At 67.3% G+C, this 15139-nt stretch carries 9 protein-coding genes and 1 pseudogene; 7 read left to right on the top strand and 3 right to left on the bottom strand.

Annotated features, from left to right (window positions below):
* Positions 1–188: 188 nt before the first annotated feature.
* Positions 189–803, top strand: a complete 615-nt coding sequence (locus tag IPG50_00955) for a Uma2 family endonuclease (GenBank protein MBK6690772.1) — start codon at positions 189–191, stop codon at positions 801–803.
* Between the two features lie 45 nt (positions 804–848).
* Here IPG50_00955 and larE read toward each other — a convergent pair whose 3' ends face one another.
* A complete protein-coding gene (gene larE, locus IPG50_00960) occupies positions 849–1736 on the bottom strand; it encodes an ATP-dependent sacrificial sulfur transferase LarE (GenBank protein ID MBK6690773.1) in 888 nt (295 codons plus the stop codon).
* 115 nt (positions 1737–1851) lie between these two features.
* Between larE and IPG50_00965 the strand changes: the two genes are divergently transcribed.
* The 5 genes from IPG50_00965 to IPG50_00985 all read left to right on the top strand — a co-directional run bounded on the left by IPG50_00965 (position 1852) and on the right by IPG50_00985 (position 10123).
* Positions 1852–2673, top strand: a complete 822-nt coding sequence (locus IPG50_00965) for a recombinase A (protein MBK6690774.1) — start codon at positions 1852–1854, stop codon at positions 2671–2673.
* On the top strand, positions 2670–4355 hold the full coding sequence (locus IPG50_00970; protein ID MBK6690775.1) for a DNA polymerase Y family protein: 1686 nt from the start codon (positions 2670–2672) through the stop codon (positions 4353–4355). Before IPG50_00965 ends, IPG50_00970 begins: the two co-directional genes overlap by 4 nt.
* Positions 4356–4361: 6 nt before the next feature.
* Positions 4362–8063, top strand: coding sequence for an error-prone DNA polymerase (locus tag IPG50_00975; protein MBK6690776.1), 3702 nt, complete (start codon positions 4362–4364; stop codon positions 8061–8063).
* Between the two features lie 202 nt (positions 8064–8265).
* Complete coding sequence (locus IPG50_00980) at positions 8266–8907, top strand: hypothetical protein (GenBank protein ID MBK6690777.1); 642 nt, start codon at positions 8266–8268, stop codon at positions 8905–8907.
* Between the two features lie 379 nt (positions 8908–9286).
* Positions 9287–10123 carry a mechanosensitive ion channel family protein gene (locus IPG50_00985; protein MBK6690778.1) on the top strand — a complete coding sequence of 279 codons (837 nt, stop codon included), beginning with the start codon at positions 9287–9289 and terminating at the stop codon, positions 10121–10123.
* Between the two features lie 45 nt (positions 10124–10168).
* Here the strand turns inward: IPG50_00985 and smc are convergent, their stop codons facing one another.
* Positions 10169–13762 (bottom strand): chromosome segregation protein SMC, encoded by a 3594-nt coding sequence (gene smc / locus IPG50_00990; GenBank protein MBK6690779.1) that lies wholly within the window; start codon positions 13760–13762, stop codon positions 10169–10171.
* 417 nt (positions 13763–14179) lie between these two features.
* On the opposite strand from smc, the pseudogene IPG50_00995 reads away from it, so the two are divergent.
* Positions 14180–14281 (top strand): annotated as a pseudogene (locus tag IPG50_00995) (zinc ribbon domain-containing protein).
* Positions 14282–14538: 257 nt separating this feature from the next.
* Here IPG50_00995 and IPG50_01000 read toward each other — a convergent pair.
* Positions 14539–15054, bottom strand: coding sequence for a hypothetical protein (locus IPG50_01000; protein ID MBK6690780.1), 516 nt, complete (start codon positions 15052–15054; stop codon positions 14539–14541).
* Positions 15055–15139: the final 85 nt, after the last annotated feature.

The raw sequence follows: 15139 nt of genomic DNA on the forward strand, positions 1-15139 counted from the left end.
GCGTGAAGTTTCGCGCGTCCCCTCGTGGCGCGGCGCGTGCTCGGTCGTCCGGCATGCAGCCGCACGAGCGAAGGCCGGACGAGCACACTAAGCTAGAGCCCATGGCAGACAGCCCTGCTCTCAAGCTCGCGCATGTTCGTCCCGTGCGGCCCGCCGACTTTCCGTCGGCCGAGCCATGGGAGGAGCACTTGGGACAGTCGCGCCGGCATCTGGAGCTTTGTTTCCTCCTCTTCGCGCTCTTGAAGCGTCTGGTCGCGCCGCAGCACTCATGCGGCTCCGATCAGTTCGTCTATTGGAACGCTCGGAGCAACCGCAGGCAGCTAGCGCCCGATGCCTTCGTGAAGCTGTGCGTTGTCGACGAGCTGATCAACTCTTGGAAGACCTGGGAGCGGGGCATTCCCGAGTTGGCGGTCGAGATCCTGAGCCCGTCGGACACGCCAGAGCGGTGGACCTTCGAAGAGAAGCTCGAGCGCTACCATGAGCTCGGCGTGCGGGAGCTCGTTTGCTTCAACATGGATGGGCACGTCGGCGAGCGCCTTCGCGTATGGGATCTCATCGAGGGCGACCTCGTCGAGCGCATCGTCGAAGGGGAGTCCACCCCGTGCCTTACGCTGTCGGGCGCGCTCGGCGCCCGAGTCCTGTGGACCGTCGCGCCCTTCGCCGAATTTCCCTCGGCGCTCCGGTTGACGCGGGATGGCACGATGGTGGAGGCGCCCGATGAAGGACGCGACCGGGCTGAGCGCGAGGCCCGCGCGCTGGCGGCGCGAGTGGCGGAGCTCGAGGCGAAGCTGCGAGGCGAGTAGAGCGCAGTTCACAACGTGAATGCGCTCCGAAACCAGACGGTCCCGCTAGCTGACGATGCGCAAACTCTTGCCGACGAGCACTTCGTTGTGGCTCCCGGTGCGGTAGCCCTCGAGGTCGAGCGTCACGTACGTGAAGCCGAAGCGGCGGCCGGCGGCTGAGATCGCGTCGCGTTTCTCGAAGGCGGAGAGCAGCTCGTCTTTGGCCACCTCGATGCGCGCGATGGCGCCTTCCTTGGTGGCGCCGGCGGTGCCGCTCGTGGCGGAGAGCGCGTGCCACCGAACGCGCACCTGGCGAAGGCCCAGCGCATGAAGCTCCGCCTCGAGACCGCCGATCTGCGCGAGGCGATCACGCGTCACCGTGGTGCCAAAGGGGATGCGGCTCGAGAGGCACGCGGAGGCGGGCTTGTCCCAGACGCTGAGGCCGATCTCCGCGGCGTACTTGCGAACGTCGGCCTTGGTGAACTTCAGTTCGACGAGGGGGCTGCGAACGGCGGCGCGGCTCGCCGCGTCGAGGCCCGGCCGGTGATCGCCGAGGTCGTCGAGGTTGGTGCCGTTCAAGACAAAGGCGAGGCCCCACTCGGCGCGCTTCTTCTCGCTGATGCGGTAAAGCTCGCTCTTGCAGTAGAAGCACCGATCGACGCCGTTGGCCTGATACCCGGGATCGTCGATCTCGCTCGATTCCACGAGCTCGTGGCGCGCGCCGATGCGCGTCGCGAGGGCCACGGCAGCTTCCTTCTCGAAGGACGCGAGGCTGGGACTGATGGCGGTCATCCCCACGGCGCGCGGGCCGAGGACCTCGTGAGCGACGGCCAACACGAACGCGCTGTCGACGCCGCCGGAATAACAAACCAGCACCGAGCCCATCTCTTCGAGGAGACCGCGGAGGCGGTGAAGCGGCGTCGGGGATGGGGCGCCGGGCGCGGGAGACAGCATGGGAAGGGTTATGTCTCGCGGGGGAGGGCGCGACAAGAGCGCGCAACCAAACGGCCTCTCACCCAGCAGCCACGCCGTATTTGCCAAGGGCGATACCTGATAGTATGTTCAGTGCATGTCCGCGTTGCCGATCTCGTTTGAGCTTCCTCGGGGCGTCTCTCGCGTCGATGAGGCCACTGAACGGGCGCGGGCGCTACCGTCGTCGCAGATCCTCTCGTTGGGGTGGCCCTCGCTCGATGCGCTCTTGCCTGATGGCGGGCTGCCTCGTGGTGTCGTCGAGGTTGCGTCGCGCGGTGCACTTGGTGGGCCTACGCGCCTGGCGGCTCGTGCCATAGCGGCCGCGCAGGCGAGGGCCCCGGAAGCCTGGTGCGCGTGGCTCGATCCGGAAGCAACGCTCCACGCTCCTGGGCTCGCACGCTCAGGCATCGACCTCGCGCGCCTCTTCGTCGTCAGGCCACAGCGCGCAGAACTCGGGCGCATCGCCGTCAAAGTCGCCCGTTCGGGAGCCTTCGATCTCATCGTCGTCGACATGGATGCGCTGGGTGAAGTGGAGGCTTGGCCGCCGCCTTATCCCGGCACATCGTCGATGGGCGGGCCCTCCTCTCGTGGCTCGCGCGCTGCCACGTCTACGTCGCGCAGTCGCCGTGCGCTCCCTTCCGAGATCGTCGTACGAAAACTAGCGCTCGCCGCCGAAGAGAGCGGCACAACGCTCCTTCTGCTCACCGACGCCACCAAAGCGCGCACGATGCCGTGGCCCGTCGCGCTCCGCCTCGAGCTCGAGCGTCGCCCCGACGCCATGAGCGTCCGTGTCGCCAAAGATCGTCGAGGCCGCGCCAGCGTCGTCAAGACGTGGATCCCCGTGGCCGAGCTCAGCGACCGAAGAGAACGCAAAGAGCCGGTGCGGTCCCCGGTGCGCCTCTTGGTCGGTGAACGATGACGGCGCCGAAACGCATCGCGAGCGTCGCGCTTTTTCATCTGCGCATTGGCGTGGCGCGGACGCGCATGGCCTCGCAGGCAACGTCCAGCGAGGCGCATCTTCCGCTCGCGATCGTGGTCGGTACGCAATCAGAGCGCTCGCTGCAAGGCGGGACGCGCATCGATGAAGTGTCGCAAGAAGCGTTCGCGCTGGGGGTGCGCCCGGGCATGACGCTCGCCGCCGCGCGCGCTCGCTCCGCAAATCTCCTCGTGCGTGTCGTCCCTCCCGACGCCATCGAGGCCTCTGTCGCCTCGCTCGCCGAAACGCTCTTGGCCTTCGGCGCCACCGTCTCTTATGTCATCAAAGGAGCTGGCCGAACGCGTCCCCTCGTCAACGACGACGCCGTGTTCGTCGACGTGACGGGATGCGCGCACCTGCATGCGTGCGCCGAAGATCCCACGGGCGAACGGCGCCTCGCTGCAAAGCTGGGGGCTCATGTCGAGGCGCTCGGGTTTGCGGGGCGTGTCGCCATCGCGAACGGGCCCAAGATCGCCCACGCCATCGCGCGCCATTCGCCGGTTCGCAGACAGGCTGCAGCTTTGGAGGGCGAGCCTGGGCGCAACGCGAAGAGTCGCTCTCGTCAGCGGACCACGCCTCTTCCCATCGTCGTCGCTCCCGGAACCGAGCGCGAGGCCATGGGCGTCTTGCCGATGGCGGCGCTCGCACAAGACGAAGACACGGAGCGATACCTGCGAAAGTTGGGGCTCTTCGCCGTCGCCGATCTTCTTGCGCTGCCTCAGGATGCGCTCGGTTCTCGGCTCGGCGCTGGCGCGAGCGATGCGCTCTTGCTCTCCCGTGGCATCGACGGAACGCCGCTCGCTGCGTATCTGCCGCCCGAGGTGCCCGAAGAGCGCGCCTCGCTCGACGACCCGCTCGAGCATACCGAAGCGTTGCTCTTCGTCGCCAAAGGGCTCACCGATCGCATGGGCGCGCGTCTTTTGGCGCGTGGACTTCGGGCCAACCACGTCGAGCTCGAGTTCTTACTCGAACGCTCCCTCGTGCCGGAAGCGGAGCGAGACAAGCCTGCGGCGTCCCCGTCGTTGTCGCTCAAGCTTGCGGCGCCCATCGGCGCGCCCTCTGAGCTTTTTGCCATCGTGCGGGCGCGCCTCGAGTCGTTTGAGGTGATCGCGCCCGTTCGCGCCATCATCCTTCGGTGCCGCGATCTGGCGCCCGCTCGCGGCAAGGCGCTCGCGCTCTTCGAAGCCGAGCCGAAGGCCGAGCGCGCGCTGCCGGAGCTTGCCGCCGAGCTTACGACTCTCCTCGGTCGCGAGAACGTGGGCGTCTTGGCTCCGCTCGATACCTGGGCTCTGGAGAAGCGAACGAGCCTCGTACCCTTCGCCGAGCGGGCCAAGACGCGACCGTCGAGCGCCTCGCGAGGTCGCCCTTGGGGCGGAGAAGAGCCGCTGCGCTTCGTCCGAACACCGGTTCCGCGTCCCTTTCCACGCGTGGCGCCGCTGGTCCAAAGGCAAGAAGGCCTCGAGTGGTGGCGGCGTCCCTCTGCGAGCCTGCCCTCTGCGAACTTACAAGGAGAGCGCAAGACGCGCGACTTCGTCATCGCCTGGGATGAGGAGCGGCAAGCGGCCGCGTGGCTCGAGCTCGACCGCGCCGAGGGGCGCGCGTGGCTTCGCGGCTGGAAGGAGTAGCGCTCCGTGGGCCGCGTCCGCATCGACCCAAGCTCGCGCATGCCCTTTGAGCCGGCGGCGCAGTCGACGATCCTTGAGCGTTCGGCGCCGGTGGTGCGGCCCTCGGTCCGTGGCCCTGAGGGGCGCGAGGCGTTGTCAGCGCCGTTCGTGGAGCTCTTCGCGCGCTCCAACTTCTCGTTCCTCGCGGGCGCGTCGGCGCCCGCTGCGCTCGTGGCGAGAGCCAACCAACTTGGCTACGACGCGCTCGGGCTCACCGACTTGGATGGATTCTACGGTGCCGTCCGTGCCCTCGAAGAGAGCGAGCGGCAGCGCGCGGAGGCGCCGCCGGGGACGCGCCTCGTGCTCGGCTGCGAGCTGACGCTCGATGCCGAGGCCAATGCCTGGGAAGCCGCGAACGCTGGAGTTGTCGATTCTGAAAGTCCGCTCGCGCCGTCGTTTGCGCCTCCGCTCGCGCCTCCGCTCGCGAACGACGCGGAGCCGCGTGTGCTGTTTGCCAGCGTGATCCTGCACGTGGAGAATCACGTTGGGTACGAGGGCGCGTGCCGCCTCTTGAGCGAGAGCCATGCGAGGCACCCGAAGGGTCGCGGTCGTTCTGACGCCGAACGGACCGAGCCCTTCGATCCTGATCCGCGCGCGCGCAACACCTTCGCCGGCGTGCCGCTCTCGAGTGTGCTCGCGTTGCCTTCCGGCCTTTGGGCCACGCTGCGGCCGTCGCGTGCCCTTGTGCTCGCGGCTGCAAGAGACTCCGCTGTTCTCGAGCGCGCTCGCCATGATGTCCTTCGCCTGAAAGAGGCCTTCGGCGAGCGCGCGAGCTTGCTTCTGACGCGTCATCTCGACGGGGAAGATCGCGCGCGGTTTCAGCTCATCAAAGAGCTCTCGCGCGCAACCGGCGTACCCATCGTGGTGAGCAACGCGCCGCTCTTCGCGACGCCCGAAGACCGCCCGCTCTACGATGTCATCTCGTGCATTCGTGAGGGCCAAACGCTCGACGAAGCGGGTCGCGCGCTTCTGCCGAACGCCGAGGCGTGCCTCAAGTCGCCCGGCGAAATGGTGCGGCTCTTTGCCGATCTCCCCGAGGCCGTGGCGCGGACGCGCGTCATCGCCGACGCCTGTCAGTTTTCGCTCCGCGAGCTTCGTTACCGCTTCCCCTGCGAGATCGACGAGCCCGCGTTCGAAGGCGAGACCCCCGACGAAGCCCTGCGCCGCGTGGCGTACGCGGGCGTGGCTCGTCGTTACGGAGAGAAGCCGCCCAAGGCGATCCTCGTGCAGATCGAGCGGGAGCTGGTGCTCATCGGCAAGCTCGGGGTCGCTCCGTACTTCTTGAGCGTCCACGCCATCGTCGAGATGGCGCGCTCACGAGACATCCTCTGCCAAGGGCGCGGCAGCGCAGCGAACAGCGCCGTGTGCTTCGTGCTTGGCATCACCGCCGTCGACCCGTCGCGTTCAAACCTGCTCTTTGAGCGCTTCTTGTCCATCGAACGGAGCGAGCCGCCGGACATCGACGTCGACTTCGAGCACGAAAGGCGCGAAGAGGTCATTCAGGCCATCTACGCCAAATACGGTCGCGAACGCGCGGCCATGGTGAGCGAGGTCATCACCTACCGCGGCAAATCGGCGCTCCGCGAGGTTGGTAAGGTCTTTGGGCTTTCGCTCGAGCAGGTCGATCGCCTCTCGTCGCTCGTCTCTTGGTGGGACGGCGTCTCGGCCATCGAGCCGGCGCGGCTTGTCTCGGCGGGCTTCGACCCGAACGACGGTCGCATCGAGCTCGTGCTTCGTTTTGCCGCCGCGCTCCAAGGAACGCCGCGCCACTTGTCGATCCACGTCGGCGGCTTCGTGCTCTCGGCCGAGCCGCTCTCTCGAGTCGCCCCGGTGGAGCCGGCCACGATGCCGGGACGAACGATCATCCCCTGGGACAAAGACGATCTCGACACGCTCGGCTTCTTCAAGGTCGACGTCCTCGGCCTCGGGATGCTGACGGCCATCCGCAAGGCGCTCGCCTTCGCCGCACAAGACGACCCGCGCGTTCGCGCCGAGAGCGCCATCGACGCCCTGGCGAAGATCCCGCCCGAAGATCCCGCCGTCTACGACGCCCTCTGCAAGGCCGACACCGTCGGCGTCTTCCAGATCGAGAGTCGCGCTCAGATGGCGATGCTCCCGCGGCTCTTGCCTCGCGTCTTTTACGACATCGTCGTGGAGGTCGCGATCGTTCGCCCCGGGCCCATCCAGGGCGGGATGGTTCATCCGTACCTGCGTCGTCGCAACGCCGAAGAGCCGGCGGTGGCGCCTCACCCGATCCTCGCGCCGATCCTCGACCGAACGCTTGGCGTGCCGCTCTTTCAAGAGCAGGTCATGCAGATCGCCATCGTCGGTGCCGGCTACACCGGCGGCGAAGCCGATCAGCTTCGTCGCGACATGGCCGCCTGGAAGAAGACCGGGCGCCTCGAGCGGCACCGCGAACGACTCCTCGAGGGTTTCCAAAAACGCGGCATCTCGCGCGAGTTTGGCGAGCGGCTCTACGCGCAGATTCAAGGCTTCGGCGAATACGGCTTCCCCGAGAGCCACGCGGCGAGCTTCGCGCTGCTCGTTTACGCGGGCTCGTGGCTCAAGGCCCATCACCCGGCGGCGTTTGCCGCGGCGCTCGTCAACAGCCAGCCCATGGGCTTCTACTCACCCAACACGATCTTGAAAGACGCCCAGCGGCACGGCGTGACGCTCCGCCCCATCGACGTCCTCGAGAGCGGCTGGGATTGCTCCCTCGAAGCCGAGCACGCGACCGCGGCCGCGACTCCGGCAAAGTCTCCCGCGATTCGAGTTGGCCTTCGGCAAGTCAAAGGGCTCGGCGAAGAGGCCGGCCGACGCGTCGAGGCATTTGTGCGCCACGCTCGCTTGGCGCATCTCCCCATCGAGGTGGCGTCGGTGGCGCACGGCGCAAAAGTCACGCGCAAGGAGCTTGAGGCGCTGGCCGAGGCGGGAGCCTTCGACGCGCTCGGCTCGTCGCTCCTGAAGGGGCGAGCCGCCACGGGCTCGCCCACAAACGATGCTCGCGAGGGCGGCAACGATGACGCCGTCCTCGAGAAGAGGACGCCGTCTCGCGCGTCTCGTGCGAAAGGCGTCCGCGGCGATGATCCGCGCACGCGGCCCGAATCGCGCGCTGCGATGTCCGGCGGCGCCGCTCGCCGAGAGGCGCTCTGGGCTGCCCGCGCGCCGCGCGCTCGCGAAGGCGAGCTCTTCGAGGGCATGTCGCCCTCTTCGGCCACGCCGGTGTTGCCGCCGCTGTCGCGCGCCGAGCAACTCTCCCTCGACTACGAGCGCACCGGGCTCTCGGTCAATGACCACCCGATGCAGCTCCTGCGGGCCGAGCTGTCGCCCCGTTTTGCCGACTCGAAAACGCTCACCAAGGCGCGGCACGGCTCGGCCATCAGCGTGGCGGGGTTGGTCATTTGTCGCCAGCGCCCTGCCACCGCCAGCGGCATGGTGTTCATCACCATGGAGGACGAACACGGATTTTTGAACCTCATCCTCTACGCGCGCGTCTTCGACGAACAGCGCCACGTGGCGACGACGGCGCACCTGCTCGCGGCCCACGGCACCGTCGAGCGGGAAGGGGAGGTCGTCTACGTCGTGGTAAAGACGCTCGAGCCCATCGAGCGCCTCGCGCACCAGCCCGACGGCCGAACGATGCCGTCCATGAGCCGTGATTTTCACTGAGGTTGCTCTCACGCCCTCGCGCTCTCGTCGCCTGCGCCTAGCGCTCAGCGCCCAGGCGAACTCATCGACCTCGAGGACGCGCGGCCTCATGGCTCACGGCTCTTGGTGGTGGAACACGGAGAACGTTGCCCGCGACGCTTCTCTTTCGCGGGCGCTCTCGTACGCTGCTTGCCCGGAACGTTCGGTTTAGAAGGAGGCTCCGATGCTCAAAGGCGTGAAGTGGCAAAAGATCGAGACGGAAGAGGCCGCCGAGAAATACGACGTCGGTACCGCAAGCAACGACAGCGTCGACCTCGACGATCTCGGCGATCCGCCGGAAGAGTTCCTCGTCTTCAAAGGCAACGTGAAGCTCTCGGGCGCCCACTCGTACGGCGAGACCGTCAAAGAAGACCCCGACACCTTCACCGTTTGCGTCATCGACGGTGATCTCGAGGTCGACGGCCCCTTCACGTTCCACAGCTCCGACGTCTACAACGTGCTCTACGTCACCGGCTCGATGACGGTGAAGAGCCTCGTGTGCGAGTGGGACTGCCACCTGTTCGTCGGCAAGTCCCTGGCGGTCAAAGACACGCTCCTCACGAACCTCACCGACGCCGGCCACCTCGTGGTCCAAGGCTCCCTCACCGCCGAAGCGTGGATCGAGTGCATGGGCCGAGGCTGCATCGAGTTCGGGAAGAAGCCCAAGGTTCGCTACATCCGCGACGAGAACGCCGACGAAGACGAAGACGCCCCCAAGGCGCAAAGCGCCCAGAAGGTGCTCTTGCCGGCGTTCTTCGAGGACGGCGAGCTCGACTCGGAGAAGCTCGCCACGGCCATCCAAAAGGGAAAGCCGATCTTTCGGTGAGCGCCGCCCTGAAGCGGACCTTCGCGATGCGCCGATGCATCGAACGTGTACCCCGTGCACTCGGCGGGCAGGTGGGCCTCCGCACGGAAAGCAGCCGCATCGCATGGCCCGAGGGCGTGCCGGTGTCACGCTCCTGAAAGGCTCCTGAGGTGTCGCGGCATCGAAGCTGAGGGCTTACGGCCTCAGAGTTTCCGCGGCACGCTCGGCGAGCGCGGATGCAACCAGGTGCATGGAGGGGGTACCGATGGTGCGTCCGTCGGCACAGCGCGTGCTTCGCTGCGCGAATGCGCAACGCCTCGCCCCATCCCAGCTCCCCGCCCATGCTCCCCACCGCACGAACTGCACGAGGCGCCCGTGCGGGCCGTCTCGAGGTGACCTCATGCTAAACGCCAACCTCGGGCCCGGCGGCCTCGACCTCGACGCGGTCGTCCGGTCGGCGCAAACGATCGTCGTGGACGCCGCCTTCAAGGTCGTGGCCGCCGTTGCACTCTACATCGCGGGGCGTTGGCTCATCTCGTTCGTCGTCCACCTGATCCAGCGAGCGCTCGAGCGCCAACAGGTTGACCCGACCGTGCTTCGGTACACGGGCACCGTCGTTGGGGTGTTGCTCAACCTATCGCTGGTGGTCGCCATTCTTGGCTATTTTGGCGTTCAAACAACGACCTTCGCGGCGCTCCTTGCGGGCGCTGGCATCGCCATTGGCACCGCGTGGGGTGGCTTGCTCAGCAACTTCGCCGCGGGAGCGTTTCTTGTCGTTCTTCGGCCGTTCAAGGTTGGCGACTTTGTGTCGGCTGGCGATTGCACCGGTACCGTCACGACCGTCGGCCTCTTTGCTACGACCATTCAATTGCCTGACAACGTCGTGGCGCACGTCGGGAACGGCAAGATTCTGTCCAGCACTATATTGAACTACAGCGCGACACCGGCGCGTCGCGTCGAGCTCAAGGCCCAGCTCCATCCGAGCGTGAATCCGAAGGACGCCATCGACAAGCTTCGTATCGCCGTCGCCAAGATCAAGAACGTTGCCGCCTCACCCGAGCCAAGCATCGAGATCTTGGAGTTCACGGAGTTCGGACCCGTGCTCGGCGTGCGTCCGTACACGCACACTGACAACTACTGGCAAGTCTACTTTGATACCAACACAGCCATCGTGGAGACCTTCTCAGCGGCCGGGTACCCAGCACCGGAGCGGCGACTCCAATTGAGGTCCGCGTAGCGCGGCCCATGTAGCCCGGACACGTCGCCGTAGGCGGCGCGGTCGTCACGCCACCGCGGCTTCGGCGAGCGGCTTCTTCGCCTCTGCCATCTCGTTGATCTTGACGCTGACGAGCCGCGAAACGCCGGACTCTTGCATCGTCACGCCGTAGAGCACGTCGACGAGCTGCATCGTGCGTTTGATGTGCGTGATGAGGATGAACTGCGACCGGTCCGTCATGGCGCGGATCATGTCGTTGTAACGAGCGACGTTGGCCTCGTCGAGCGGGGCGTCGACCTCGTCTAGGATGCAGAACGGCGAGGGCCGATACTGGAACAGGGCGAAGATGAGCGAGACGGCCGTAAGGGCCTTCTCGCCACCGCTCATGAGCTCGATGCTCGAGAGCTTCTTGCCCGGCGGCTGCGCCAAGATGTCGATGCCCGTCTCGAGCAAGTCGTCGGGGTTCGTCATTCGAAGCGACGCGCGACCGCCGCGGAACATGCGCGGGAAGATCTCTTGGAACTTCTCGTTGACCGCCGCGAACGTCCCCTGGAAGAGGCGCTTCGACTCCTTGTTCATCTGCTGGATGGCCTTCTCGAGGTCGGCGAGGGCCTTCTCGAGGTCAGCCTTCTGCTCGGTGTAGAACGTGAAGCGCTTCTCGGCGTCTTCATGCTCGCGCATCGCGTCGAGGTTGACCGAGCCCATGCGCTCCAAGAGGTGCCCCAGCTCGTTGATGCGGGAGCGGAGCTCGTCGTCGGGCGGGGGCCGGAGGTGGTAGTCGCCCACGACGCGGGCGAGACGAAGGCCTCGGAACTGCTCCGCGATGGCGCCCAAGAGGTGCTCCATCGCGAGCTGCTTTTCGCGGAGCGCCATCTCGTGGGCCGACAGCTCTTCCTTCGCCTGTTCGACCTCCGTGCGGAGGTCCTTGAGGGTGCCTTCACGTTCGCCCAGTTGGGCGCGCATGGCGTCGTAGGTGGAGCGGACGCGAACGAGCGCGTCTTGCGCAACCCGGGCCGCGTCGAGGGCCGTGCCCAAGAGCTCCTTGTGCTGCACCAGCGTGGCGCAGACCTCGCCGAAGGCGCGTGCGTTCTGCACGAGATCGTCTTCGAGGCGCTGCTTGCGCGCGGCAAGCTCACCCACGCTCCGCTCGAGGCGCGACATGGCCCCGCGCGTGGCCGTCAGCTTCTCGCGGACGCCGGCCAAGAGGACCTTCTTCTCGGTGACCACGGCGCGGCCTGCGTCGACTTGCTCGCGCCACGACGCGGCGACGGCGACGGCAGCGTCGAGCCGACCACGGCAATCCTCGACGATGGCTCGGGCCGCCTCCAAGACGCGCTCCGCTTCGAGGCGCTCCGTGTGCGCTTCGGCCACCTTCTGCTCGAGGTCGGTCGCTTCGGCGACGAGCTGCTCGAGGCGCTTCTGGATCTGCTCGATGCGCGCCTCGGCGGCGCGGAGATCCTTTTCGACAGTGACGAGCGCCAACTCGTCTTTGTGGGCCTGATGCCGCGCGCGCTCGAGGGCGCCCTGCGTCTCGGCGATGGCCCCGCGGAGCGCTTGGTGCTGCGCGAGCCGCTCGCTCGCGATGACGTCGAGGCCCACGACGGCCTCGGCGAGCTCACGCATCTCGCGCTTGGTCTCGAGCATGCCGGCGGCGACTTCTTCGCCGGAGCCGCCAGAGATGCGGCCGTCGGGGTGGAAGACCGTGCCGGAGAGCGTCACGAGGGGAACGCGGGCGAGGTCGCCGCTGCGGAGGCGCACGGCGGCCGCCGTGTCGCGGACGACGACGGCGTCGCCGACGAGGGACACGACGAGCGCTTCGTCGTCCTGGTCGTAGCGAAGCTCGTCGATGAGTCGGCCTACGACGTCGTCGTCGACGGGGAGCGCGGCTTGCGCGCCAGCGACGTAGCGTGGGAAGCGCGGCACGAGCGTGGCGCGGCCGCGCTTGTTCGCGGCAAGCGACTCGAGCAGCGAGACCCCGTGCTCGACGTCGGTCACGACGACTTCTTGCAGGCGCGTCCCGAGCAAGCCAGCGACGGCGGCCGTAAGCGCGGAAGGCGCTTCGATGCGGTCGGCCACGAGTCCGCCCAGGGCTTCGTCGCCAGCGAGGAGCAGCGCTTTGACGCCGGCGCCGACGCCGTCGAGCCGTGCCGCGATCTCTTCGAGCGCGTGAAGCCGTGAGCGCTTCTTCGTGAGCTCGGCGCGCGCCTCGTCGAGGAGGCGCTCGCTCTGACCAATGGCGCCCCGCAGCTCGGCGAGGTGGGTCTCGAGGCGCGTGCGCTCGTCGGCGCTCGTCACCTTGCCGGTGCGCAGGTCGTCGACCTCGATGGCCAGCTCCTTGGCGCGCGCCGCGTGCTCGATGCGCTGCGACTCGAGCTCTTCTCGTTCGAGCGTGTGCTTCTCGAGTCGCGCCTGCATCTCCGTGAGGCGTCGCTCGAAGCCCGTCAGCTTGGCTTCGGCGCTCGCGGCGTCGGCGCCGGCTTGAGCCTGCGCACGCTGAATGCCCTGGACCTCTCCCTCGGCAGCGCCAAGTTCACGCGAGAGCTCGGACAGGCGCTCTTCCGCTTCGGCCGATTGCGCCGCGCGCTGAGCTTCTTCGGTCTCGCGATCGGCCATGTCGGCGCCGAAGGCGTGACGCTCAGCCTCGAGGCGGCCCCACTCGGCGCTGAGCTCTTCGGCTTCAGCGTTGCCTTGGACCTCGCGCTCGCGAAGCGCGGTGATGCGGTCGGTGGCGCGGGCGATGGCCGCTTCTTGCGAGCGAACCTCGTTTTCGGCAGCGAAGCTGACGTTCTGCGCGCCTTCGAGCTCTTCCTCGACGGCGTGGGCCTCGAGGCGCGCGCCTTCGAGCTCGGCCTCGCGAACCGCGAGCGTTCCGCGGGCGCGCTCGTGGACCTCGGCGATGCGCTCAACCTCGCCGCCCTCCATCTTGATGTAGCCGACAAGCTCAAGGTAGCGGTGCGATGCGTCGTGGAGTTTGAGGTCCTCGAGCTCTTTCCGGTACGAGAGGTAACGCTCCGCCTTGGCGGCCTGCCGCTTCAGCGAGCCGAGGTTTCGCTCGATCTCGGCGACGATGTCGCCGACGCGCAGCAAGTTCTGCTGCGTGAGCTCCATCTTCTTTTCTGCCTGCTTCTTGCGCGACTTGTACTTCGTGATGCCGGCCGCCTCTTCGATGAGCATGCGGCGGTCTTCGGGCTTCGCGCTGACGATGAGGCCGATCTTGCCCTGCTCGATGATCGAGTAGGCCTTCGTGCCGACGCCGGTGCCGAGGAAGAGGTCGGTGATGTCCTTCAACCGGACGTGGGTCTTGTTGATGAGGTATTCGCTGTCGCCGGACCGGTGAAGGCGGCGCGTGACGGCGATCTCGGCGTAGTCCTTGTATTCGAGCGGGACGTCGGCCGGATCTTCGTTGTCGAACGTGAGCGTGACCTCGGCGAAGTCGCTGCCGCTGCGCGACTCGGAGCCGTTGAAGATCACGTCTTCCATGCTCCGGCCACGGAGGTGTTTGGCGGACTGCTCGCCCATGCACCAGCGGATGGCGTCGACGATGTTCGACTTGCCGCACCCGTTGGGACCCACGATGCCGAGCACGTCGTGATCGAAGCGGATCACCGTCTTGTCGACGAAGGACTTGAAGCCGCACATCTCGAGCTTGCGGAGCTTCATGCGTGGTCTCGCTTTCGGGTAGCAGCAGTCTGGTCGCGCATGTTCAGTACCTACCGAACGGCCGCATTCGGCCGTGAGAAGATTGAACCTCTGAGAATCGTTCACTATGTTCCGGTTTGGGTGGAGGCCCTCACCGGATGTAGTGTCACGTCACTTATGGTCACGAAAGACTACGCAGAAGATCAGGTCCTCGCAACCCGAAAGTCCACGAAATCGCACGCTGCTTGGGGCGCGGCAGCCTTCCACAGGTTATCCACAGGACAAAGGGGCGGCCGCGAATGAGACGTCCGCGGCGTCCGGCGCGCTCGCTGCTCGGCGCGGTCGGTGCGATCTGCGAGTCTTCGATCGCGGATTCCGGGGCGATGGCGCGGCGGTCTCCTTGACAGGCGCCGCCTGGCGCCATAACTCGCTGTCAGCATGCCGACTTACGAATACCTCTGCACGAGCTGCCAACACGCCTGGGAGGTTGAGCAGCGGATGACCGCCGACGCTTTGACCACGTGTCCGAAGTGCTCCGGCGAGACGGCCAAACGGCAGGTGAGCGGTGGCAACTTCATCTTGAAGGGGGGAGGCTGGTACGCCGACCTCTACTCGTCGTCGCCCAAGAAGTCCGAGACGAAGACGGAGACGAAGTCCGAGACGAAGAGCGAGTCGGCAGCGCCCAAGGCGGATGCGCCCGCGACGTCCACGCCGAGCTCGGGCGGCACCTCCGGTTCCGGCGGCGGTTCGTCGACCTGAGCTCGACTGCGGCCACCTGACCGAGGCCGCCGCGACCGTCAGGAGGCCGAAGCGGACGGCGGCATTGACGGACTGAGCACGAGGCTCCGCGCCGTAGGGACGTCGACGCCGAGCTGTTCGGCGAGGCGCTGAAAGACGAGGACTGAGAGGCGGCCTCGCGGCGGCGCGGCGACCGATGCGAGATCGCGGCCCCAGGCGTCGACTTCGGGGTCGCCGTCCGCGTGGCGCGCCGCTCCGGCCGCCGCGCGCTCGCGCGCCACGACGAGGCGCTTCGCCTTGAGCGCCCCCCGCGCGAGCGCGTGGTAGGCCAGCTGCGCCTCCATCCAGGGGAGCGTCGATGCGGCGTCGCGGCGCGCGACCTCGACGGCTGCGTAGCGCTCTTCGAGCTCACCCAGCGGCGCGGCGTCGAGCTCGCGGAGCGCGCCCGGGAACTCTTCGGCGAGGCGGCGCATCGCAGGGCGGGCCTCGGCGGCGCCTAGCGGCGTTCGCCGGAGTCGGAGCAGCTCCGCGTACTTGCGACAAAGCGGTTCGACGTTCACGCGCTCGACGTTCACGTCGGGACCATGGCTCGGTCTCCGTCGCGACGCCAGTGGGCCAGGGCGATTCCGTTCAGCCCGGTCGTCGCAACTCCGTATAGAC

It is taken from the genome of Myxococcales bacterium (genome assembly GCA_016703425.1).
GTDB lineage: Bacteria > Myxococcota_A > Polyangia > Polyangiales > Polyangiaceae > JADJCA01.

What these genes read in the sequence shown, in the direction of transcription:
- larE (MBK6690773.1), bottom strand. Translation starts at nt 1,736, where the DNA reads ATGCTGTCTCCCGCGCCCGGCGCCCCATCCCCGACGCCGCTTCACCGC.
- IPG50_00965 (MBK6690774.1), top strand. Translation starts at nt 1,852, where the DNA reads ATGTCCGCGTTGCCGATCTCGTTTGAGCTTCCTCGGGGCGTCTCTCGC.
- IPG50_00970 (MBK6690775.1), top strand. Translation starts at nt 2,670, where the DNA reads ATGACGGCGCCGAAACGCATCGCGAGCGTCGCGCTTTTTCATCTGCGC.
- IPG50_00980 (MBK6690777.1), top strand. Translation starts at nt 8,266, where the DNA reads ATGCTCAAAGGCGTGAAGTGGCAAAAGATCGAGACGGAAGAGGCCGCC.
- IPG50_00985 (MBK6690778.1), top strand. Translation starts at nt 9,287, where the DNA reads ATGCTAAACGCCAACCTCGGGCCCGGCGGCCTCGACCTCGACGCGGTC.
- smc (MBK6690779.1), bottom strand. Translation starts at nt 13,762, where the DNA reads ATGAAGCTCCGCAAGCTCGAGATGTGCGGCTTCAAGTCCTTCGTCGAC.